The 22,529-nt window shown below is 61.1% G+C and carries 17 protein-coding genes; all 17 read left to right on the top strand.

The window, feature by feature from the left end; all coding sequences use genetic code 11:
- Positions 1-30 precede the first annotated feature (30 nt).
- The 17 genes from NK667_RS19390 to NK667_RS19310 all read left to right on the top strand — a co-directional run bounded on the left by NK667_RS19390 (position 31) and on the right by NK667_RS19310 (position 22,494).
- Positions 31-3,627, top strand: a complete 3,597-nt coding sequence (locus NK667_RS19390) for a glycosyltransferase (RefSeq protein ID WP_054615770.1) — start codon at positions 31-33, stop codon at positions 3,625-3,627.
- A gap of 134 nt (positions 3,628-3,761) precedes the next feature.
- Entirely contained in the window at positions 3,762-5,594 is a 1,833-nt protein-coding gene (locus NK667_RS32575) for a calcium-binding protein (RefSeq protein ID WP_054615769.1), read from the top strand.
- Positions 5,595-5,909: 315 nt separating this feature from the next.
- Positions 5,910-6,683, top strand: coding sequence for a glucose-1-phosphate cytidylyltransferase (rfbF, locus tag NK667_RS19380; protein ID WP_054615768.1), 774 nt, complete (start codon positions 5,910-5,912; stop codon positions 6,681-6,683).
- Positions 6,665-7,747 carry a CDP-glucose 4,6-dehydratase gene (gene rfbG / locus NK667_RS19375; protein WP_054615767.1) on the top strand — a complete coding sequence of 361 codons (1,083 nt, stop codon included), beginning with the start codon at positions 6,665-6,667 and terminating at the stop codon, positions 7,745-7,747. Before rfbF ends, rfbG begins: the two co-directional genes overlap by 19 nt.
- Positions 7,744-8,304, top strand: a complete 561-nt coding sequence (locus tag NK667_RS19370) for a dTDP-4-dehydrorhamnose 3,5-epimerase family protein (RefSeq protein WP_054615766.1) — start codon at positions 7,744-7,746, stop codon at positions 8,302-8,304. The genes rfbG and NK667_RS19370 overlap by 4 nt, the downstream gene beginning before the upstream one ends.
- Positions 8,301-9,527, top strand: a complete 1,227-nt coding sequence (locus tag NK667_RS19365; protein WP_054615765.1) for a class I SAM-dependent methyltransferase — start codon at positions 8,301-8,303, stop codon at positions 9,525-9,527. The genes NK667_RS19370 and NK667_RS19365 overlap by 4 nt, the downstream gene beginning before the upstream one ends.
- On the top strand, positions 9,524-10,381 hold the full coding sequence (locus NK667_RS19360; RefSeq protein ID WP_054615764.1) for an NAD-dependent epimerase/dehydratase family protein: 858 nt from the start codon (positions 9,524-9,526) through the stop codon (positions 10,379-10,381). The genes NK667_RS19365 and NK667_RS19360 overlap by 4 nt, the downstream gene beginning before the upstream one ends.
- Positions 10,371-11,441, top strand: coding sequence for a class I SAM-dependent methyltransferase (locus NK667_RS19355; protein ID WP_054049282.1), 1,071 nt, complete (start codon positions 10,371-10,373; stop codon positions 11,439-11,441). The genes NK667_RS19360 and NK667_RS19355 overlap by 11 nt, the downstream gene beginning before the upstream one ends.
- A 17-nt stretch (positions 11,442-11,458) precedes the next feature.
- Positions 11,459-12,196, top strand: coding sequence for a cephalosporin hydroxylase family protein (locus NK667_RS19350; protein ID WP_054049284.1), 738 nt, complete (start codon positions 11,459-11,461; stop codon positions 12,194-12,196).
- Positions 12,197-12,250: 54 nt separating this feature from the next.
- Entirely contained in the window at positions 12,251-15,169 is a 2,919-nt protein-coding gene (locus NK667_RS19345; protein ID WP_054615763.1) for a TIGR00180 family glycosyltransferase, read from the top strand.
- A gap of 13 nt (positions 15,170-15,182) precedes the next feature.
- Entirely contained in the window at positions 15,183-16,184 is a 1,002-nt protein-coding gene (gene pseB / locus NK667_RS19340) for a UDP-N-acetylglucosamine 4,6-dehydratase (inverting) (RefSeq protein ID WP_054049288.1), read from the top strand.
- Positions 16,181-17,338, top strand: coding sequence for a UDP-4-amino-4,6-dideoxy-N-acetyl-beta-L-altrosamine transaminase (gene pseC, locus NK667_RS19335; RefSeq protein WP_054615762.1), 1,158 nt, complete (start codon positions 16,181-16,183; stop codon positions 17,336-17,338). Before pseB ends, pseC begins: the two co-directional genes overlap by 4 nt.
- A gap of 134 nt (positions 17,339-17,472) precedes the next feature.
- On the top strand, positions 17,473-18,093 hold the full coding sequence (locus NK667_RS19330; protein WP_054615761.1) for a pseudaminic acid biosynthesis-associated methylase: 621 nt from the start codon (positions 17,473-17,475) through the stop codon (positions 18,091-18,093).
- Positions 18,090-18,791, top strand: coding sequence for a pseudaminic acid cytidylyltransferase (gene pseF / locus NK667_RS19325; RefSeq protein ID WP_054615760.1), 702 nt, complete (start codon positions 18,090-18,092; stop codon positions 18,789-18,791). Before NK667_RS19330 ends, pseF begins: the two co-directional genes overlap by 4 nt.
- On the top strand, positions 18,788-20,293 hold the full coding sequence (pseG, locus tag NK667_RS19320; protein ID WP_054615759.1) for a UDP-2,4-diacetamido-2,4,6-trideoxy-beta-L-altropyranose hydrolase: 1,506 nt from the start codon (positions 18,788-18,790) through the stop codon (positions 20,291-20,293). Before pseF ends, pseG begins: the two co-directional genes overlap by 4 nt.
- The gene (gene pseI / locus NK667_RS19315; protein WP_054049298.1) at positions 20,286-21,338 is read left to right on the top strand and encodes a pseudaminic acid synthase; all 1,053 of its coding nucleotides are present in this window, start codon (positions 20,286-20,288) and stop codon (positions 21,336-21,338) included. Before pseG ends, pseI begins: the two co-directional genes overlap by 8 nt.
- A gap of 229 nt (positions 21,339-21,567) precedes the next feature.
- Positions 21,568-22,494, top strand: a complete 927-nt coding sequence (locus NK667_RS19310) for a ketoacyl-ACP synthase III (RefSeq protein ID WP_054615758.1) — start codon at positions 21,568-21,570, stop codon at positions 22,492-22,494.
- Positions 22,495-22,529 lie beyond the last annotated feature (35 nt).

The following is a 22,529-nucleotide window of genomic DNA, read 5'->3' as shown; positions in this document are numbered from 1 at the left end:
GGGCGAGCTCGCGCCGCCTGCGAGTCCGCCGTGAATTCACTCCCTCTTGTCAGCCTTGTCATTCCTGCCTTCAATCCGCGCTTTTTCAGTCGGGCGTTGTACAGTGCCGTGACTCAGAGCTATGGCAATCTCGAAATCATTGTGTGCGACGACAGTCGCGGCACTGAAATCGAAGAGGCGGTGATCTCGGTGTCCGGACAAACTGGGGTTGCCGTGCACTACGTACGCAATCCACGGACCCTGGGGATGGTCGGTAACCTGCAGGCCTGCCTGGCAGAAGCGCAGGGCGAGTTCATCAAGTTCCTGTGCGATGACGATCATTTGTTCGCCGCCTGCATCGAGCAGCAGGCCCATGAGCTGATGGCGCGTGAAGAGGTCAGCCTGGTGCTGGCCCAGCGCCTGTTCTGGGACGCCGATGACATGATCTTGCCGGAGCGCCTGGAAAACACTTCGTTGTCTCCGGTGAGCGGTCTGTTCAAGGGTGATGACCTGCTGGGCATTTTCGAGCGCTTCCCGGTCAATATACTTGGCGGGTTCAGCAATGCCCTGTTCCGTCGCAGCGACGTGGTTGAGTTGTTGCCTGCACTGTCCCAGGCGGGCCATTGCTTTGTAGCGACCCTCGATTTCGCGTTGTACGTGTGTCTGCTGCGGCGCGGCAACCTGGTCATGTCCAACAACGTGCTCAGTGTCGAGCGTCTGTATCCGGAGCGCTTGAGCGCCCAGCAGTCGATGAAAGATGCGGTGGAAGTCGAGCGCGAATGGGTCACGCAGATGCTCAAGGCGCGCAACGGCGAATCCGCGCCGGCGCCTGGCTGGATTCGTTACATGCCGTTGGCCCGTGCGGACGAATCACCCCGGGTCTGGGAAGAGTTGCCCTTGAGCCGGACCCTGGGCACCAAGCAAAGCAACCTGGCATGGCGCGTCGGCATCGACAGCGTGAGTTTTGCCGATCTCTATGCGCAATGGCTGGCGTGTCGTGCACTGACCGAGGGGCAGCGCAAGCTGCTGCCGGACACACTGGCGAGCTGGCCGCGCACACCCAGGATTGTGCCGATCATCATCGATGAGCACGGCAGCCGCTCAGCCCTGGAGCTGACCTTGCAGTCGCTGGCGGCGCAAGACTACGCGCCGGAATTGACCCTGGTGCTGTCCGTCTCGTGTACCGAGGCTGAGCTGGAGGAGCGGGTGTTCCACTTGCCCCTTCAGGATGACAGCCTGGCGCAGATCAACGAACTGTTGCCGCAGCTGGATGGCGCCGACTGGTTCTACTTGCTGCGTGCCGGTGATCGACTGGTGGCGCCAGCCTTGCTGGCCATGGCTGATCGGATTGCACTCTCGCGTTCGCTGACCTGCCTGTACAGCGATGAAGGCAGCTTGCGTCAGGGCGAGTCGGCCGAGCCGGCGTTCAAACCTGACTTCAACCTGGACCTGATGCGCAGCTACCCGTACGTAGGGCGCGCCTTGGCGTTTGAGCGTGAACGCTTCCTTGCGCAGGGCGGCTTCGATTCGACATTCGCGGAGCTGGCCCCTCACGATGTGCTCTGGCGCATGGTCGAGAGCGACGGTCCGCAAGTGGTCGGGCACATTGCCGAGGTGTTGCTGGAATCGGCGTTTGACCTGTCCAAATGGTTGTCCCTGCCTGAGGTGGTCGAGACCAATCCCCGGCTGCTGGAGGCACACCTGCAGCGCCTGGGCATTGCCCATGAGATTCGCAGCGGCAGTTCCGATCTGCTCAACCGTGTCGATTACCGCCACGCAAATCGGCCGCTGGTGTCGATCATCATCGTCACCAAGGATCAACACCTCGCGATGCAGCGCTGCGTCGAGAGCCTGCTGGAAAAAACCGTCTACACCGAATACGAACTGTTGCTGGTCGATAACGGCAGCGAGAGCGCCGAAGCCCGTGCCTGGCTGGCCGGCATGGAGCAGTTGGGCAGCGAGCGCATTCGTGTGCTGGCGTATCCGCAACAAGGCAATGCTGCGGCGGTACGAAACTTCGCTGTGGGCGAGGCCAGTGGCGACTATGTCCTGATGCTCAACCCCTACAGTGTGATCACCCAGGGCGATTGGCTGGATGAAATGCTCAATCACGCCCAGCGCCCGGAAGTCGGCGTGGTCGGTGCCAAACTGTTCAACCCGGATGGTTGTGTGCTGCATGCGGGCCTGATCCTCGGCTTGCAAGGCCCGGCCGGCGTACCGTTTTATGGTGAGTCCTTGCAAGCCGCAGGCTATATGTTCCGGTTGCAGGTGGCCCATGACTTGAGTGCTGTCGGCGGCGATTGCCTGATGGTTCGCAAATCGGTGTTCCAGGCAGTGGGCGGGCTGGATGAGCAAAACCTTGCCCTGACGCTGAACGAAGTCGACCTGTGCCTGCGCATCGGCCAGGACGGCTATCTGATCGTCTGGACACCTTTCGCCCGGCTGGCGCTGGGCGCGCGACCGGCCGCCGTAGCCGTGGAAAGTGAACAGGTGTTGCGTGGCCAGGAACAGGACGTGTTCTACAAGCGCTGGTTGCCGATCGTAGCCCGTGATCCCGCCTACAACGTCAACCTGTCGCTGCACGGGGTGGGCGGTTCAAGTTTCAGCCTTGAGCCGGGCCTGCGCACCGGGTGGAATCCGTTTTCCAAAGCGCAGCTGCCGAACGTGCTGGCCTTGCCGCTCAATGCCTCGGCCATCGGTCACTACCGCGTGACACAGCCGATGATCGAGCTGGAAGAGGCAGGCAGGGCCGAGGGCCGCATTCACTACAATATGCCGACGATCATCGAAATCGAGCGACAGTCACCGGACGTGATCATCCTGCAGGGGCGCTACTCCGAAGGCTCGATCAATGAAGTGGCGCCGTTGCAACTCTTCTCCAATGCCCGGCGGATCTACGAGCTGGATGACTATGTCATCGACGTTCCCCATCGCAATGCGCATATCCGCAACATGCCGAACAGGGACGAGATGGAGCGCCTGGTGCGGCGCGCCATCGCGATGTGCGATCGCGTCGTGGTGTCGACCGAACCGCTGGCGAACGTCTTGTCGGACATGCATCACGACATTCGCGTGGTGCCGAACATGTTGGCCAAACACCTGTGGAGCGACATGCGCAGCCAGCGCCGCACCTCGAAAAAACCTCGGGTCGGCTGGGGCGGCGGCACCAGTCACCATGGCGATTTGGCGGTGATTGCCGATGTGGTTCGCGAACTGGCCAACGAAGTCGATTGGGTCTTCTTCGGCATGTGCCCGGATGATCTGCTTCCGTACATGCATGAGTTCCATGGCGTAATCCCGCTGGACAACTACCCGGCGAAACTCGCCAGCCTGAATCTCGACCTGGCGCTGGCGCCGCTGGAGTTCCACATCTTCAACGACTGCAAGAGCAACCTGCGTCTGCTGGAGTACGGTGCGTGCGGTTTTCCGGTGATCTGCTCCGACACCGAAGCCTATCGCGGCTATTTGCCGTGCACGCGGGTCAAGAGCAACTCCACAGATGAGTGGCTGCAAGCCATCCGCATGCACCTGGCCGACCCGGACGCCAGCTACCGCATGGGCGATCAGTTGCGTGAAATCGTCCTGCGCGATTACGTGTTGCGTGGCGATAACCTGCGGTACTGGGAGAACGGCTGGCTGGAAGACTGATCGTTCACGCACCTTCAAAAAAAACAGGCGACTTTGAGTCGCCTTTTTTTTGCCTGCAGGTTCAAGCTTCAGGTTCCGGCTGTCGATAGCTGACCAGGGATTTGGTTTTTTCAACACAAGGCAAGGAAGAAGAAATGTCAGTGATCAATGGAACAAACGGCACGGATACGCTGATCGGAACCAACCAGGATGACGTTATCCATGGACGGGGCGGCGATGACGTACTGATCGGCGGCGCCGGCGCGGACGCGCTCGACGGCGGTGCGGGGTTCGATACGGCGGATTACTCTTGGTCCTCCGCCGGGATCAGCATCGACCTGCGCAGCGGCGTCAGCCTGCCTGGTGTCGGCGGCGATGCCGAAGGCGATACGCTGAAGAGCATCGAGAAGGTCATTGGCAGTGATTACGATGACACCTTCACCACCACGTTGTCCGGCCGAACGCTTGAAGGCGGCAGAGGCAACGACACCTACATCGTCAATGCCGCCGGCGGCAAAATCATTGAACAGAGCGGTTGGGCGGGTGGTTTTGACGATCAAGTCCAGACCAGCCTGGCTCACTATCGCCTGGACGATAACATCGAGCGTCTGACCTATACCGGCACCGGCAAATTTACCGGTTACGGCAATGCCAGCGATAACGTGATCACTGGCGGTGCCAGCAACGACGTGCTGTTGGGTGGCGGCGGCGCCGACCATTTTATCGGCGGTGCAGGGTGGGACACCGCGAGCTACACCGACAGCGCCGAGGGTCTCACCTTTGATCTGAAGTACGCTAACTCCACCTCCGGGATTGCCATTGGCGATACCTACACCGACATCGAAGCGATCCGCGGCTCGAATCACGACGACGTGTTTACCATTGGTGCCGGGTTCAAGGCGCTGGACGGTGCGGGTGGTTTCGACACCGTGGACTTTTGGGGTTCGGAACAGGCAATCACCCTGGATTTGCGCAACGGTGTGGGCAAGCCGGGCATTGGCGGGGATGCTGAAGGCGTTACCTTGAAAAACATCGAGCACGTCATCGGCACCATGTGGGGTGACACCTACGTGATCAACACCCAGGGTGTCACGATTACCGAGCGGGGCTTCGGAGAGGGCATCGACGAAATTCGTACCGGCCTGGCGTCCTACACCCTGGACACAAATGTCGAGTCGCTGACCTACACCGGAAAAGGCTCGTTCACCGGTTACGGCAATGCTGGCGACAACACCCTCACCGGCGGCGCGGGTAACGACGTGCTGTCGGGCGGCGAAGGGGCGGACCACTTGATCGGCGGCGCTGGCCTGGACACCGCGAGCTATGCCGAGAGTACCGAGGGTTTGACGGTCGACCTGACCGCCGGACCACTGATCGCCGGGCAACTGAGCACCGGCGCAGCGCTGGGTGACACCTACGTCGGTATCGAGCGGGTGCTTGGCTCGAACTACGACGACCATTTCCGGGCGATTGACATGCTGATCGGCATCGATGGCGGGGACGGTTTCGATACCGTGGATTATTCCTGGTCCAGCGACGCGCTGAACATCAACCTTCGCGAGCCGGGTACCGGCGCTGACGCCGGGGCCGATAACTTGACCCATGTGGAAAAAATCATCGGTTCGCTCGGGGCCGACACCTTCACCACCTCCATCGGCGGCGTCACTTTCCAGGGCGGCGAAGGTGACGACACCTACATCATCAACACCAGCAACCTGGTGACGATCCTGGATGACGGCCGCAGCAATAACACAGGCGACACCCTGATCCTGAACAACGTCGCCACCGCCGCTGACCTGAATGTCATGCGGGTGGGTGATGATCTTTACCTCAGCAACACCAGCCCTGCGTCCGGAGCAGTTCCGGATAACGGCGTGAAGCTTCAGGATTGGTTCGCCGGTTTCGCCAGCATCGAACACATCCAGACCGCTGACGGCCAGGCCTTCAATTTGCCGACCAGCGCCGATGCTTTCGCCATGCTCGGCTAACAACCTGATCTAAACCCCACCACCATCCCCTGTGGGAGCGGGCTTGCTCGCGAATGCGGTATGTCAGGCAACACTTACGTCCCTGACACCCCGCCTTCGCGAGCAAGCCCGCTCCCACAGGTTCTCTTCCCTTTGGGTGGCTTCCAGCCCACAGAGCTGGCGCGTTTCCTGCAAGTCCCCCTTCATATCGCCATAAAACGAGCACTCGCGCCTCGGCGGGCAGTGCATACAGCGGCGTTGAGCGTTTTATCCAGAAGGCCGGCAAAAGCTTGATACAGCTTGGCCGGGCCCTGTGACGAACAAGAGGGGAAGAGGATGAAGGCAGTTATTTTGGCGGGTGGCCTGGGCACGCGAATCAGCGAAGAGTCGCACCTCAAGCCCAAGCCGATGATCGAGATCGGCGGCAAGCCAATTCTCTGGCACATCATGAAGCAGTACTCCGCGCACGGAATCCACGATTTCGTGATTTGCCTTGGCTACAAGGGCTACGCGATCAAGGACTTCTTCGCCAACTACTTCCTGCACACCTCCGACGTCACCTTCGACATGTGCAACAACCGCATGGACGTTCACCAGAATTACAGCGAGCCGTGGCGCGTGACCCTGATCGACACCGGCGAAGACACCATGACCGGTGGCCGTCTGCGCCGCGCCTCGCGTTACCTGGAAGGCGAACAAGCCTTCTGCTTTACCTACGGCGATGGCGTCTCGGACTTGAACATCGGCGCGCTGGTGGACTTTCACTTGGCCCACGGCAAGCTCGCAACGGTGACCGCCGTGCAACCGCCAGGCCGTTACGGCGCCCTGGAGCGCGACGGTGACAGCGTCAAAGGCTTCATCGAGAAGCCGCGCGGTGATGGCGGCTGGATCAATGGCGGCTTCTTTGTCCTGTCGCCGAAGGTCTTGCCATACATCGCCGACGACCAGACGTCCTGGGAGGCCGAGCCCCTCGCGGCACTGGCCAGCGAAGAACAATTGCAGGCCTTCCAGCACGACGGCTTCTGGCATCCGATGGACACCCTGCGCGACAAGAACCACCTCGAAGCGTTGTGGCTGAGCGGGGAGGCCCCATGGAAACAATGGGACTGAGCCCGGAATTCTGGCGCGGCAAGCGGGTTCTGGTCACCGGGCACACCGGTTTCAAGGGCAGTTGGCTGACGCTGTGGCTGCAAAGTCTGGGTGCCGAGGTCAGCGGGTTCGCCCTTGACCCGTCCACCGAGCCAAGCCTGTTTGAACTGGCGCGGGTGCACGAAGGCATCAACGATCAGCGTGGTGACCTGCGTGACTTGGGCGCCTTGCTTGAAGTGATCGCCGACACCGAGCCGGAAATCGTTTTGCACTTGGCGGCGCAGCCGTTGGTGCGTGAAGGTTATCGCGATCCGTTGGGCACCTATTCCAGCAACGTCATGGGCACGCTCAATCTGCTGGAAGCGATCCGCCAGGTCGGTTGCGTGCGCGCCTGCGTGCTGGTGACCACCGACAAGGTCTACGCCAACAAGGAATGGCTGTGGCCGTACCGCGAAGACGAAGCCCTTGGCGGTCACGATCCTTACAGCAGCAGCAAGGCGTGCTGCGAATTGTTGGCGCAGTCTTATGCGGCGTCGTTCTTCCCGGCCGACAAGCATGACGAACACGGTCTGGCCCTGGCCACGGCCCGCGCAGGCAACGTGCTGGGCGGCGGTGATTTTGCCCCGGAGCGTCTGATCCCGGACGTGCTGAAAGCCTGGTCCGCCGACGAACCCGTGACCTTGCGCTACCCGCAAGCCGTGCGCCCCTGGCAGCACGCGCTGGAGCCGTTGGCCGGTTATCTGCAACTGGCCGCCGGCCTCTACCAACAAGGCCCGGAATACGCCGGTGCGTGGAATTTCGGCCCGAGCGAAGCGGACATGTGCAGCGTCGGCGAAGTGGTCGAGCTGCTCGCCAGTCGCTGGCCGCAAGCCCGAGGCTTGCGCATCGAACCGAGTGATTTGCACGAGGCCGGCCTGCTGCGCCTGGACAGCAGCCGCGCCCGTCAATTGCTCGGTTGGCAACCGCGTTGGTCGTTGCAGCAGTGCCTGACGCAAACCCTCGACTGGCACTTGGCGTGGCAAAACGGCGACGACATGCGCGCCGTGACGCTGGCCCAGTTGAACGTTTACCGAGGCGCGCTGTGAGCGAATTTCTCTTGAACGCGTTGCCGCTGGACGGCTTGTTCAGCGTGCAGCACAAGCGCTTCGAAGACGATCGCGGGCACTTCGCGCGGCTGTTCTGCGAAGGCAGCCTGAGCGCGTTCGGCCAGGCGTTTCATATTCGTCAGATCAACCATTCCTGCACCCGCGCGAGGGGCAGTGTGCGGGGTTTGCATTATCAGAATGCCGATGCACCAGAAGCCAAATTGATCACCTGCCTGCGCGGTGAAGTCTGGGACGTGGCGGTGGATTTGCGCCCCGACTCCGAGACCTTCCTGCACTGGCACGCCGAGCACTTGCGGGCCGGTGACGGCCGCAGCTTGCTGATCCCGGCCGGGTTTGCCCACGGTTTCCAGACCCTCACCGATGACGCCGAATTGCTCTACCTGCACAGCGCCGATTACGCGCCGGCCCACGAGGGCGGGTTGTCGGTGAATGATCCACGGTTGGCGATCGCCTGGCCGCTGCCTGTCAATAATCTGTCAGCCCGGGACGCCAGCCATCCCGTGCTCGATGAACACTTCGCCGGAGTGCGTGTATGAATTGCCGTGGTTGCGCTACGCCGCTGGCCTTGCCGCTGATCGACCTCGGCACCTCGCCGCCGTCCAACGCCTACGTGCGTGCCGATCAACTCGAGCAAGCCGAGCAGTGGGTGCCGTTGAAAGTCGCGGTGTGCCAGCACTGCTGGCTGGTGCAGACCGAGGATTACACCAGCGCCGACAGCCTGTTCGACGCCGAGTATGCGTATTTCAGTTCGTTCTCCAGCACCTGGCTGGCCCATGCCGAGCGCTACGTGAGCGAGATGGTCGAGCGCTTTGGCTTGAGCGCAGACAGCCGCGTGGTGGAAATCGCCGCGAATGACGGTTACCTGTTGCAGTACGTCGCCAAGCGCGGCATTCCGTGCCTGGGCGTCGAGCCGACCCGCAGCACTGCGCAAGCGGCGCGGGAGAAAGGCCTGGAGATTCGCGAACTGTTTTTCGGTCGCGACACCGCCGCGCAATTGGTCAGTGAAGGCTGGTCCGCCGACCTGATGGCCGCCAACAACGTGCTGGCCCATGTCCCGGACATCAATGATTTCCTCGGCGGTTTTGCGACTTTGCTCAAACCGACCGGCGTGGCGACCTTCGAGTTTCCGCAACTGCTGACGCTGATGGCTGGCCAGCAGTTCGACACGCTGTATCACGAGCACTATTCCTACCTGTCCCTGACCGCCGTGCAAACCCTGTGCGCGCGCAATGGCCTGGAAGTCTTCGACGTCAGTCAGTTGTCGACCCATGGCGGTTCGCTGCGGGTATTTGTGCAGCGCCTCGATGGCCAGCGTCGTGACGTGCAACCGGCGGTGCAGCAACAGTTGCAAGCCGAACTCGCGGCGGGCGTGAAAACCCCCGAGTACTACGCGACCCTGGCCCCGGCTGCCGAACGCATCAAGCACGAACTGCTGCGCTTCCTGTTGCAGGCCAAGGCCGAGGGCAAACGCGTGGTCGGTTACGGCGCGGCAGCCAAGGGCAACACCTTGCTCAACTACGCCGGGGTCAAGCCGGACCTGCTCGCGTGGGTCGCCGATGCCAACCCGCACAAGCAGGGCAAGTACCTGCCGGGGAGCCGCATTCCGATTGTGTCGCCGGCCCGGATCGGCCTCGAAAAACCGGATTACGTGTTGGTCCTGCCATGGAACCTGTTGCACGAAGTCAGCCAGCAACTGGCCCAGGTGCGTGAGTGGGACGGCCGCTTCGTGATCGCCGTGCCTGAGTTGACCGTCCTGTGAAGGTGCTGGTCACCGGCGCTACCGGGTTCGTCGGCCGGCATCTGGTCGCGGCGTTGCTCGCCCGGGGTTGTGAGGTGCGCGCCGTGGCGCGCAATGCCGAGACCGCTGCAACTTTGCCGTGGATCAATGACGTGGAATTCATCGCGGCGGATATTCACGCCGCCGACCTGGATATCCCGGCGTTGACCGGGGGCGTCGATGCCCTGGCACATCTGGCCTGGCCCGGTTTGCCGAACTATCAGGCGCTGTTCCATTTCGAGCACAACCTGATGGCCGACTACCGGTTTATCAAAAGCGCGGTCGAGGCGGGCGTGTCGCAGGTGTTGGTCACCGGCACCTGTTTCGAATACGGCATGCAGAGCGGGCCGCTCACCGAGCAATCCGCGCCGCAGCCGAGTAATCCTTACGGGTTGGCGAAAAACACCCTGCGTCTGTTTCTGGAAAACTTGCAGAAGGTTCAGCCATTCACCCTGCAATGGGCGCGGCTGTTTTACCTGCACGGCGAAGGCCAGAACCCCAACAGTTTGCTGGCGGCGCTGGACCGGGCAATCGATGCCGGCGATGCCACTTTCAATATGTCGGCCGGCGAACAGCTGCGCGATTACCTGGCCATCGACACCGCCGCCGATTACCTGGCGGCGATCCTGCAACGCCGGGATTTCAATGGGCTGGTCAATTGTTCCAGCGGCCAGCCGATATCGGTCAGGACACTGGTGGAACAGCGGCTGCGTGAACGCGGCGCATCCATCAGTTTGAACCTCGGCCACTACCCATACCCGACGCATGAGCCGATGGCGTTCTGGGGCGTGGCTGAGCGTCTGCAACAACTGTTGGGAGGCAATCATGAAGCATGAGTTGTATCGGGTCGCTGACCTGCCGGTGTTGCAGAATCGCACCTTCGCCGACCCGCAATCGGCCCGGGCCTCTGCCTGCGCCGACATGGTACTGGTGCAGGATGAACAGAGCGGGTTGATCTTCAACGACGCCTTCGATGCCGACAAGCTCAGCTACGACGCCGACTACCAGAACGAACAGGCGCATTCCGGCCAGTTCCAGCAGCACCTGAGCGATGTGGAAGGGATTATTGCCCGCCACTTCAAGGGCCAGGAGCTGATCGAAGTCGGCTGCGGCAAAGGTTATTTTCTCGAACTCCTCAAGGGCCTGGGCTACGCCATCACCGGCATCGACCCGGCCTATGAAGGCAACAATGCCGACGTGATCAAGGCCCCGTTCACCCGTGGTTTGGGCCTGGCGGCAGACGCCATCGTGTTGCGCCATGTGCTGGAACATATCCAGGACCCGGTGAATTTCCTCGCGCAAATGGCCGAGGCCAATCAGGGCGGGCAGATCTACATCGAAGTGCCGTGCTTCGACTGGATTCTGGAGCACCGCGCCTGGTTCGACCTGTTCTACGAGCACGTCAATTATTTCCGCCTCGATGACCTGCGCCGGATGTTCGGCACCGTGCACGAGGCCGGGCACCTGTTCGGTGGCCAATACCTGTACATCGTCGCCGACCTGTCGACCCTGCGCCTGACCCCTGAACAACCGGTCCCGCGTCTGGACTTGCCTGAGAACTTCACCAGCAGCCTTGAGCGTGCGGTGCAGATCATCCAGGCCAATCCACAGCAGGGTTCGGCTATCTGGGGTGCGTCGTCCAAAGGCGTGATCTATTCGCTGTTCCTGCAACGCGCCGGGGTAGCAGTGGATCGCGTGGTGGACATCAACCCGGCCAAGCAGGGACGTTACCTGCCCCTGAGTGGCGTGCGGGTGTCCTCGCCCCAAGAGGCCATGGATGCGTTGCCTGAAGGCGCCAACCTGTTTGTGATGAACTCTAACTACCTCGAAGAAATCAAGCGGATGACCGGTGGACGCTACGTCTATCACGCCGTAGACAGCGCTTCGTTCCAGTGACTATTGAGACTTTTAAAATGACCGACAACACCATCAATAAAGCTTTCGAAGCCGAGTGCCAGGCAGAAATCGCGCGTCAGGGCGACGACCAGAAACTCACCGGCCTGGCCCGGGATTTCTTCAACGAATCGGCCAAGCACAAGTACAGCTACCACTTCTCGTGGATGGGCCGTCCGATCATCCAGTTGCCGCAAGACATGCTGGCGATGCAAGAGATCATCTGGAACGTCAAACCGGACCTGGTGATTGAATGCGGCATCGCCCACGGTGGCTCGATCATCTACTACGCGTCTCTGCTGGAACTGCAAGGCCACGGCGAAGTGCTGGGCATCGACCTGGACATCCGTCCGCACAACCGCGAAGCCATCGAAAGCCACCCGATGAGCAAGCGCATCAAAATGATCGAAGGCTCGAGCATCGACCCGGCAATCGCCGCTCAGGTGCGTGCTGCCGCCGAAGGCAAGAAAGTCATCTTGGTGCTCGACTCCAACCACACCCACGACCACGTGCTGGAAGAGCTGCGTCTCTACGCGCCACTGGTTTCCGTCGACAGCTACTGCGTGGTAATGGACACCGTGGTTGAGGACATGCCGGCCGATTTCTTCCCGGACCGTCCATGGGGCCCGGGCGATAACCCGAAAACCGCCGTGTGGAAATACCTCGAAGAGAACAAGGATTTCGAGATCGACCAGCAGATGCAAAACAAACTGCTGCTCACCGTGGCACCGGACGGTTACCTGCGTCGCGTTCGTTAATCCAGCACATTATTTAAGCGTTAATCAGGCGTTTCGCCGGTTGTGGGAGAGGTTATGCAAGGCAAGTCCGTTTCTGAGCACATGTTGCCGTTGAATGAGCTGCTGACGGTGGTGTTGATTTCCCACAACCGTCCAGCCTTTTTGCGCAGGGCGATGCAGTACTACGGCGACTTGCCTTGCAAAGTGCTGGTGCTCGATTCCGCCACCGAGCATTACCAGGGCGAGCTCCCCGACGTCGAATACCAGCATGTGCCGCAGTTTGCCTACAGCGGCTTCCAGGCCAAGATTGCCTATGGCGTGGAGCAAGTGACCACGCCGTACATGGTACTGGCGGCCGACGATGACTTTATCGTGCACGAGGCGCTGGCCGAGTCGGTGGACTTCCTGGAAGCCAACGACGACTACGGGATGTGCCACGGCTATTGCCTGATGTACCTGACCCTGGGCGCCAGCGTCAGCTACTACCGTCGTGACAAAAAAGTCTGCGAGGACTATTCGTCGGAGCGGCCGCAGGATCGCGTGGTCGAGTACATGCGCCAGTACCTGCCGCCGTTCTACGCAGTGACCCGCACTTCGCTGATGAAATCCTGGTACGCGCTGTTGCCGCCGGGCACCAGTTTCCAATGGCAGGAAATCGGTCACGTGTACTACATGCTGGCGTGCGCCAAGGCGCGGATCCTGCCGACCGCTTATGTGGTGCGCGAGATCAACTACGGTAACTCCGAACACAACACCGAGGTGTATCACTCGCTGACCTACACCGATGCCAAATCGGTGGCCGAGCGTGAAGCCTTTGCTGAATTCCTGGCCACATTGCCCACCGGGATCAAGGACCTTGATCCGGTGCAGGGCAAAGCGTTCGCGATGGAAAGTTTTGCGGCGATGATCGACAGCCTGGAGAGCGGTCGGGCCCTGACGGCGGAGTTGATTTTCCAGTCCAACTGGAACAACACCCTCAAAGAGCCTCAGCGTCGTTTCGGGCCTCTGCAATACATGGAAATGCCTTTCTACAATCAAGCATTTTTCGACAAGCTGACTCAGTTCGAATTCATGCTTCATGCCATGCCGGCCGGTCGCGTTCAGCTCGAAGCCCTGGAAGGTGTGTGGACTCGCCAGGAACACTTGCTGAGCCCGCGTAACAACGATACGCCGGAAAGTGTGGTCGACCGTTTGTGGCAGGCCCACGACAGCAATGCGTTCAACCTGACCGTGGTCAGGCGTCTGGCCGCACAGCTGGAGCTTCTGGGTGAAGACGACGATGCACAAGGGATGCGCGACTGGATTGCGCGCCTGGAAGCGGTGTCGGCCAACGACCACTACCCTACATTCGACACCCTGTTGTCGGGTCGTCTGCTCAAGTGGCTGGAACCGCGTCAGCCCGACGCTGAACAGGCCGAAGCGATTGCCGGGCACTTGGCGGCCAACGACGGTGGCCCGCAGTTCGGCATCTTTTTGCTCGACCTCGATAACGACATCGACAAACTGCAAGTCACCCTCGACAGCTTGCTCGAAGGCCACAGCAAGGCGTTCAAAGTCGTGGTCTTCACTACGGGCGAAGCCCCGGCGGCGACTACGGCGCACAACACGCTGCACTTTGTCCGGGTCACGCCGAGCAACTTTGTCGACAAGCTGAACCTCAGCGCCCGTCAGTCGCCTTGCGACTGGCTGCTGCTGGCCGAGGCTGGCGATGAGTTCACCGCCGGTGGCCTGTTGCGCGCCAGCCTGGAGCTAATGTCTGCCACCGACGTGCGCGCCGTGGCCACCGATGAAATCCAGCGTAACGACAACGGCGCACTGGTGGATGTGTTCCGTCCCGGCTTCAACCTCGACCTGCTGCAAAGCGTGCCGGCCTTGATGGCGCGGCATTGGCTGATCCGTCGCGACGTATTGGTCGCCGCCGGTGGTTATCAGGCTGACTTCAGCAAAGCGCTGGAATTCGACTTGCTGCTGCGCATCATCGAGGAGGGTGGCCTGAATGGCTTGGCCCACCTGGACGAGCCGCTGCTGATCGCCCAAGCCCCGGTGCTCGAAGAAAACGCCCACGAACGCCTGGCGTTGTTGCGCCATCTGGGCAACCGTGGCTACAAGGCCAAGGTCACCTCGGCGACGCCGGGCACCTACCAGATCGATTACCGCCATACCGAGCGTCCATTGGTGTCGGTCATCATTCCGGCCGGGGACGATTTGGCAGTGCTGCAACAGTGTCTGCAAGGTGTGTTGTTGCGCACCCGCTACACCCGCTACGAAGTGCTGATCGCGGTCAACCCGAATCAGTCTTCCGAGGTCAACGATTGGCTTGGTGCTCACCAGCACGCCAAAGTTCGCGTGCTGTGCGCCGATCGACCGCTGAACGACGTGGCGCTGTACAACGCCGCCAGTCAGCAGGCCCAGGGTGAATACCTGGTGCTGCTGGCAGCGGACAGTGAAGTGGTTAACCCGAACTGGATCGAGTCGCTGCTCAACCATGCCCAGCGTCCGGAAGTGGGTATCGTCGGTGCCAAACTGGTCGATCGTGAAGGCAAGGTCACGCAAGCGGGCTTGATCCTGGGGTTGAATGGCGGTGTCGGTTCGGCCTTTATCGGCCAGCGCTATGACGCCGGCAGCAGCTACCTGCAACGACTGGTGCTGGAGCAGAACTACTCGGCGGTGTCGCAGGTGTGCCTGATGGTGCGCAAAGAACTGTTCGACGCCTTGGGTGGCCTGGATGACGTGACGTTCGCCGAAGGCTTGAGCGACGTCGATCTGTGCCTCAAGGCCGGTCAGGCCGGTTACCTCACGGTGTGGACGCCGCTGGTGCAAGTCGTTCATCCGGGTGTGGTGCCTCAGGCGCCACAGGTACTCGACGCCTTGCGTGACAAATGGGCCGCTGCGTTTGCTCAGGATCAGGCCTACAACGCCAACCTGGCACTGACCGGCAAAGGTTTCGCCTTGGGTGAAAGCACTTCGATCAACTGGGCACAGTTGATCGCCTAAAAGGATTCACGGCATGTTCAACGGTAAATCGATTTTCATCTCGGGCGGCACGGGGTCGTTCGGGCGCAACTTCATCCGCCGCTTGCTGGAGCAATACCAGCCCAAGCGCGTGGTGGTGTTCTCCCGGGACGAACTCAAGCAGTACGAGATGCAGCAGACGTTCAACGCCCCGTGCATGCGTTACTTCCTTGGTGACGTGCGCGACGCCGAGCGTTTGCGCCAGGCCATGCGCGGCATCGATTACGTGGTGCATGCCGCAGCCCTGAAGCAAGTGCCGGCCGCTGAGTACAACCCGACCGAATGCATCCGCACCAACGTCAACGGCGCGGAAAACATCATCGCTGCCGCCATCGACAATGGCGTCAAGCAAGTGGTCGCGCTGTCCACTGACAAGGCCGCCAGCCCGATCAACCTGTACGGCGCGACCAAGTTGCTGTCGGACAAACTGTTCGTGGCCGCCAACAACATCGCCGGCGAACAGCAGACCCGTTTTGCCGTGGTGCGCTACGGCAACGTGGCCGGCTCGCGCGGCTCGGTGGTGCCGTTTTTCAGCAAGCTGATCAACGAAGGCGCCACCGAATTGCCGATTACCGATGAACGCATGACGCGGTTCTGGATCACCCTCGATCACGGCGTGCAATTTGTGCTCGACAGCTTCGCCCGGATGCACGGCGGTGAAGTGTTCGTGCCGAAGATTCCGTCGATTCGCATCGTCGATCTGGCGCGAGGCATGGCCGAACACTTGCCGCACAAACACGTGGGGATTCGTCCGGGTGAAAAGCTGCATGAGCTGATGGTGCCGCTGGACGATGCGCGCATGACGCTTGAGTTCGCCGATCACTACACCATCCAGCCGTCGATCCGCTTCACCAGCGTCGACGTGGATTTTGCCGTGGACAAATTGGGCGAGCAGGGCAAACCGGTCAGCGAAGATTTCGAGTACCGCTCCGACACCAATCCGCACTACCTGTCGGTCGGCCAGATCGCCGATCTGCACGCGGACCTGTCGGCATGATTCCCTACGGTCGGCAAAGTCTCGATCAGGCCGACATCGATGCGGTAGTCGCCGTGTTGCAGTCCGACTGGCTGACCCAGGGCCCGACCATCGAGCGTTTCGAACAGGCCATGGCCGAACGTTGCCAGGCCGATTTCGCGGTGGCGGTGTGTAACGCCACGGCGGCGCTGCACATCGCTTGCTTGGCCGTCGGTCTCGGGCCGGGTGATCGGTTGTGGACTACACCGAATACCTTTCTGGCCTCGGCCAATTGCGCACGTTACTGCGGCGCCGAGGTGGACTTTGTCGACATCGACCCGCTGACCTGGAACCTCGATGCCTACGCCCTGAAAGCCAGACTCGAAGCGGCGGAAGACAGCGGCACGCTGCCCAAAGTGTTGGTGGCGGTGGCGTTCTCCGGGCAGAGCTGCGACATGCGCATGCTCGCCGAACTGGCCGAGCGTTATGGCTTCACGATCATTGAGGACGCCTCCCATGCGGTCGGCGCGTCCTATGCCGGGCGTCCTGTGGGTTGCGGTGATTTCGCCGCGATGACGGTGTTCAGCTTTCACCCGGTGAAAATCATCACCAGCGCCGAAGGTGGCATGGTCCTGACCAATCGCCAGGACTTGGCCGAGCGCCTGCAACGCCTGCGCAGCCACGGCATGACCCGCGATCCCGCGCAGATGACCGAACCCAGCCACGGCCCCTGGTATTACCAGCAAGTGGAACTGGGCTTCAACTACCGCATCACCGACCTGCAAGCAGCGCTCGGGCTGTCACAGTTGAACAAACTGGATGACTTCATCGCGCGCCGACGTGAACTGGCGGCGCGTTATGACCGCTTGCTCGCGTACTTGCCGCTGACCTTGCCCAGCCCTCAGCCCGAGGCCGAATCGGCGTGGCATCTGTACGTGGTGCGCTTGCAGCTGGATCGCATCAGCCTCAGCCATCGCCAGGTGTTCGAAGGGTTGCGAGCGGCCGGAGTGGGGGTGAACCTGCACTACATTCCGGTGCATTTGCAGCCGTACTACCGTGACCTGGGTTTTGCCGAAGGGGACTTCCCACAGGCCGAGCGCTACTACGCCGAAGCCATCAGCCTGCCGCTGTTTCCGTTGCTCAGTGATGAGCAGCAGGATTATGTGGTTGAGCAACTGCGACGACTGACCGAATAACCGCCGCAGCGCCCAATGTGGGAGCGGGCTTGCTCGCGAAAGCGTCCTGTCAGCCAACATTAATGTCGCTGATACACCGCTTTCGCGAGCAAGCCCGCTCCCACAGGGTTCAGCGTTTTAAATGAGAGTGTGCAATGCGTGAACTGAGTGAGCAGGAAAAGTTCTGGCAGGGTGACTTCGGCAATCAATACGTCGACCGCAACGTCGGCCAACCGCTGGTGGCCGCCAACCTGGCGTTGTTTGCCAAGGCGTTGACCCGGGCCGGGCGGATTGAAAGCCTGGTGGAACTGGGCACCAACGCCGGCAACAATTTGCAGGCGTTGCATCAGTTGTTGCCACAGTGCGAGCTGTTCGGTGTGGAGATCAATGCCAGCGCCCATGCCCAGGCCCAGGCATTGGGGATCGCGCAGATCTGGCACGGCTCGCTGTTCGATTTCCCCCGCAAGCGCCGCTTTGACCTGACCCTGAGCAAAGGCGTGCTGATCCACTTGGCGCCGGAGTTGCTCTCGGCGGCCTATGCGCAGCTGTATGAATTGAGCCAGCGTTACATCCTGATCGCCGAGTACTACAACCCGGCGCCGGTCGAAGTCTCGTATCGCGGCAACAGCGGCAAGTTGTTCAAGCGTGATTTTGCCGGTGAGATGCTCGATCGTTATGATGACTTGCAACTGGTGGATTACGGTTTCGGTTACCACCGCGATCCGCAATTCCCGGCGGATGACATCACCTGGTTCCTTCTGGAAAAACGCCCTTGAACAACGTCGCAATCTTCCCGGCCCGCGGTGGCAGCAAACGCATACCGCGCAAGAACCTCAAGCCGTTCGACGGCGTGCCGATGATTGCCCGTTCGATTAAAACCGCTCTCGATTCGGGGTTGTTCGCCCAAGTGGTCGTCAGCACCGACGACGAAGAAATCGCTGACCTGGCCCGGGCTTGCGGTGCGCAAGTGCCGTTCATGCGGCCGGCGGCACTGGCAGATGATTTCACCGGCACGGCGGCGGTGATTGTTCATGCGCTGCAAGCGTTGCAGGACCAGGATTTTGATCTTGCCTGTTGCATCTACGCCACGGCGCCACTGCTGCAAACTCGATTTCTGCAACAGGGCATGCAGTTGCTGGAGCAGCACCCGGACAAATCCTTCGCGTTCTCGGTCTGCGACTTCGGTTTTCCGGTGCAGCGCGCCCTGACTCTTGATGATCAGGGCGCCTTGACCGCGCTGTACCCAGAGTTTCGTGAGACGCGCTCCCAGGACTTGCCGCCGGCCTATCAGGATGCCGGGCAGTTTTACTGGGGGCGCACCGATGCGTGGTTGCGCGGCGACGTGCTGTATTCACCGCAAAGCCTTCCGGTGATCCTGCCGCGCTATCTGGTGCAGGACATCGACACGCCTGAAGACTGGAAGCGCGCCGAATACCTGTATGCCGCTTTGAAGGCGGGCGGTGAATTGCAATGAGGGTGCTGATTCGTTCCGACGCTTCGCCAACCATTGGTAGCGGGCATATCGCCCGTTTGCTGCCCTTGGCCAGGACCTTACGCAGACAAGGCGCGCACGTCGCGTTCGCCTGTCGTGAGTTGCCGGGCCATCGGCTGGACAGTCTGGCGGCCGAAGGCTTTGAAACGTTGCGTTTGCCCGATCACTATCCCGATGAAGACCCGCAGCAGGCCATCGAATCCATGCTGCCGTGGCAGGCGGATATTGTTGCGCTGGGCCTCGCACTGGAAAACCACGCGCCCTTCGACTGGATCATCGTCGACCACTACGGCCTCGATCATCACTGGCAAACCGCCGCGCGGCGCTGGGCGCCTCGGATCGCGGCGGTAGTTGATCTGGCGACGCGCACTTATGACGTCGATTTGCTGCTCAACCAGAATCTGTCGGGCGCTCCCGAAGCTTATGTCGGGTTGATTGGCGCCGATTGCCGAACCTTGTTCGGGCCTCGCTTCGCCATGCTGCGCGAAGAATTCTGCTGCCCGGCGATAGAAATCAAACCCCGGGCCAGGCGCGTATTGGTGAACTTCGGCGGCTTCGATGCGGCGCGGCAAACTCATCACGCGATGTTGGCGCTGGCGGACTTTCATCAACTGGAAGTCGACTTCGTCGCCGGTGCTGACAACCCGGCCTGGGATGCAATGCAAGCGCTGGCGGCTGATCGTCCGAACTGGCGCCTGCACAGTTTTGTCAGCGACTTTTATCGCTTGATGACCGAGGCCGACCTGTTTGTCGGCGCCGGTGGCGGCACCAGTTGGGAGCGGGCGGCCATGGGGCTGCCGACGATCTGCATTGCCGTGTCGAATAACCAGCAGGCCAATGGCGAGGTCATGGCCACTTCGGGCGCCCATGTATTCCTCGGGGCGCGTGAGCAGGTCAGTGTCGAGCAACTGCGCCAGGCCATCGGTTTTGTCGCCGGTAATCAGGGTTTGCGCCAGAGCCTGGCCGAGCGTTCCCACCGGTTGGTCGATGGCCGTGGTGCGCAACGGGTGGCGGCCGCGCTGGTCGGTGCGGTGCTGCCGGTACGAGAGGCGACTTTGGACGATGCGCAATTGTTGTTCGAGGGTCGCAATGCCGACACCGTGCGGCGCTGGTCGCTGGACAGCCGCGTCATTGACTGGCCTGCGCATCAGGCCTGGCTGGCCGCAAGCCTGGACAATCCGCAACGGTTGCTGTTGATCGCCGAAGCGGGTGACGGTCCGGTCGGTGCGCTGCGTTATGACCTTCACGGTGCCAGCGCCGAAGTCTCGATTTATCTGTTCGAAGGGCGCTTTGGGCTGGGCTGGGGCAGGGCGCTGCTGGCTCGCGGCGAAGCGTTCGTGAAGGCCCGTTGGCCGCAACTGCACACCATCACTGCTCAAGTATTACCTGCCAACCAGCCGTCGCTGAGTCTGTTTCGCGAAGCCGGTTTCACTCAGCATGCTTGCGCGTTCACCCGCGTTTTAAAGGATCACCGCAATGACTAGCTTCAAGATTGGCGAGCGCTTGATCGGTGCCGACGCGCCGCCGTTCATCATTGCCGAGATGAGTGGCAACCATAACCAGTCGCTGGAGGTAGCCCTGCAAATCGTCGAGGCTGCGGCCAAGGCCGGCGCCCATGCCTTGAAACTGCAAACCTATACCGCCGAGACCATGACCCTGGACCTCGATGAAGGCGAGTTCTTCATCAAGGACCCGAACAGCCTGTGGACCGGCACTTCGCTGTACGCGTTATACGAGAAGGCTCATACGCCGTGGGAATGGCACGCGCCGATTTTCGCCCGGGCCAAAGAACTCGGCATGCTCGCCTTCTCGACGCCGTTCGACGATACGGCCGTGGACTTCCTCGAAAGCCTCGACGTGCCGGCCTACAAGATCGCCAGTTTCGAAAACACTGACTTGCCGCTGATCCGCCGGGTCGCCGCCACCGGCAAACCGCTGATCATCTCCACCGGCATGGCCAGCATCGCCGAGCTCGACGAAACCGTGCGTGCCGCCCGTGAGGCCGGTTGCAAGGACCTGGTGCTGCTCAAATGCACCAGCACCTACCCGGCGACCCCGGCCAACAGCAATGTGCGAACGATTCCACATCTGCGCGAATTGTTTGGTTGCGAAGTCGGGTTGTCGGATCACTCCATGGGCGTCGGCGTTTCTGTCGCGGCGGTGGCGCTCGGGGCGACGGTGGTGGAAAAACACTTTACCCTCGACCGTGCCGCTGGCGGGGTGGACGCCAGTTTCTCCCTGGAGCCTGCCGAACTGGCCAGCCTGGTGATCGAAACCGAGCGCGCCTGGCAGGCCATGGGTCAGGTGCATTACGGCGTGACCGAAGCCGAGCGCAAATCGCTGGTGTACCGTCGCTCGCTGTACGTCACTCAGGACATGGCCGCCGGTGAAGCCTTCACCGTCGCCAATCTGCGGGCCATCCGCCCGGGCCTGGGGCTGGCGCCCAAACACGCTGAAAGCCTTCTGGGCCGCCGCGCTCGCCAGGCAATCAAGCGCGGAACCGCGCTGGACTGGTCCTTGGTCGAATAACCCTTGTCGGGTTGATTCGGCAAAATAGCGTGACCTGTGAGTCATAACGCGCATCTTCACTGTATTGTATTGACCGGGGAGATGGCGCCTGGCCCTTTATCGGGTCCAGTGATAGCCCTTGACGCTCCCCGCTGTCGCCCGTTGCGGGCGGCTGAAAATCTTTGTATGTCGGCGCCCCTCGAATCCTTGCGAGCGGTGGTATTGGGCTGTTTATTATTGGGAAGCCGTAATGATTGGCATAAAAAGCATTGCGAGCTACGTTCCTGTAGCCGGCGTGGACAATTACGCACAAGGTGCAAAATTCGAGAAGGATGAAGAGTTCATCCTGGGCAAGATCGGTTCGGCCTTCCTGCCGCGCAAAGACGCTGAGCAAGAAACCTCGGACCTGTGTGTCGAAGCAGCCAATGCGCTGTTCGCCAACAACCCTGATTTCAAACGTGAAGACATCGACGTGCTGATCGTTGTCACCCAGAACGGTGACGAAGAAGGCCTGCCACACACCGCTGCCATCGTGCAGGACAAGCTGGGCTTGTCGACTAACGTGGCAGCGTTCGATATTTCCTTGGGCTGCTCGGGCTACGTCTACGGCATTTATGCGATCAAGGGCTTCATGGAAGCCACGGGCCTGAAAAACGGCCTGCTGATCACCGCCGATCCGTATTCCAAGATTGTCGACCCGGAAGACCGCAACACCACCATGCTGTTCGGCGATGCCGCCACCGCGACCTGGATGGGCGAGGGCGCGCCATGGCAACTGGGCAAGGCCAAGTTCGGCACCGACGGTTCCGGCGCACCGCATTTGAAGGTCACCGATGGCGTGTTCTATATGAACGGCCGCCAGGTCTTCAACTTCGCGCTGCTCAAGGTCCCGGCGCATTTGCATGAGTTGCTCGATGAGTCGGGCCTCAAGGCTGACGACATCGATGCCTTCTGCATTCACCAGGGCAGCGCGGCGATTGTCGATGCGGTGGCCCGGCGTTTCGAAGGCGAGCCGGAGAAGTTCATCAAGGACATGGTCGAGACCGGGAATACCGTGTCGTCGAGCATTCCGTTGTTGCTGGAAAAACACGTTCTGGACTCGGACTGGAAGCGCGTTGCGTTGAGCGGTTTTGGTGTAGGGCTGTCGTGGGGTTCGGCGATCATCTATCGTCCTTGAACCGCAATCCCTGATACAAAAATAGCGTTCAAGGG

It is taken from the genome of Pseudomonas nunensis (genome assembly GCF_024296925.1).
Lineage (GTDB): Bacteria > Pseudomonadota > Gammaproteobacteria > Pseudomonadales > Pseudomonadaceae > Aquipseudomonas > Aquipseudomonas nunensis.
This window is presented reverse-complemented; position numbering and strand designations above follow the sequence as displayed.

Coding starts and splice junctions, on each gene's coding strand:
- NK667_RS32575 (WP_054615769.1), top strand. CDS start 3,762: ATGTCAGTGATCAATGGAACAAACGGCACGGATACGCTGATCGGAACC.
- rfbF (WP_054615768.1), top strand. CDS start 5,910: ATGAAGGCAGTTATTTTGGCGGGTGGCCTGGGCACGCGAATCAGCGAA.
- rfbG (WP_054615767.1), top strand. CDS start 6,665: ATGGAAACAATGGGACTGAGCCCGGAATTCTGGCGCGGCAAGCGGGTT.
- NK667_RS19365 (WP_054615765.1), top strand. CDS start 8,301: ATGAATTGCCGTGGTTGCGCTACGCCGCTGGCCTTGCCGCTGATCGAC.
- NK667_RS19355 (WP_054049282.1), top strand. CDS start 10,371: ATGAAGCATGAGTTGTATCGGGTCGCTGACCTGCCGGTGTTGCAGAAT.
- NK667_RS19350 (WP_054049284.1), top strand. CDS start 11,459: ATGACCGACAACACCATCAATAAAGCTTTCGAAGCCGAGTGCCAGGCA.
- NK667_RS19345 (WP_054615763.1), top strand. CDS start 12,251: ATGCAAGGCAAGTCCGTTTCTGAGCACATGTTGCCGTTGAATGAGCTG.
- pseB (WP_054049288.1), top strand. CDS start 15,183: ATGTTCAACGGTAAATCGATTTTCATCTCGGGCGGCACGGGGTCGTTC.
- pseC (WP_054615762.1), top strand. CDS start 16,181: ATGATTCCCTACGGTCGGCAAAGTCTCGATCAGGCCGACATCGATGCG.
- NK667_RS19330 (WP_054615761.1), top strand. CDS start 17,473: ATGCGTGAACTGAGTGAGCAGGAAAAGTTCTGGCAGGGTGACTTCGGC.
- pseG (WP_054615759.1), top strand. CDS start 18,788: ATGAGGGTGCTGATTCGTTCCGACGCTTCGCCAACCATTGGTAGCGGG.
- pseI (WP_054049298.1), top strand. CDS start 20,286: ATGACTAGCTTCAAGATTGGCGAGCGCTTGATCGGTGCCGACGCGCCG.
- NK667_RS19310 (WP_054615758.1), top strand. CDS start 21,568: ATGATTGGCATAAAAAGCATTGCGAGCTACGTTCCTGTAGCCGGCGTG.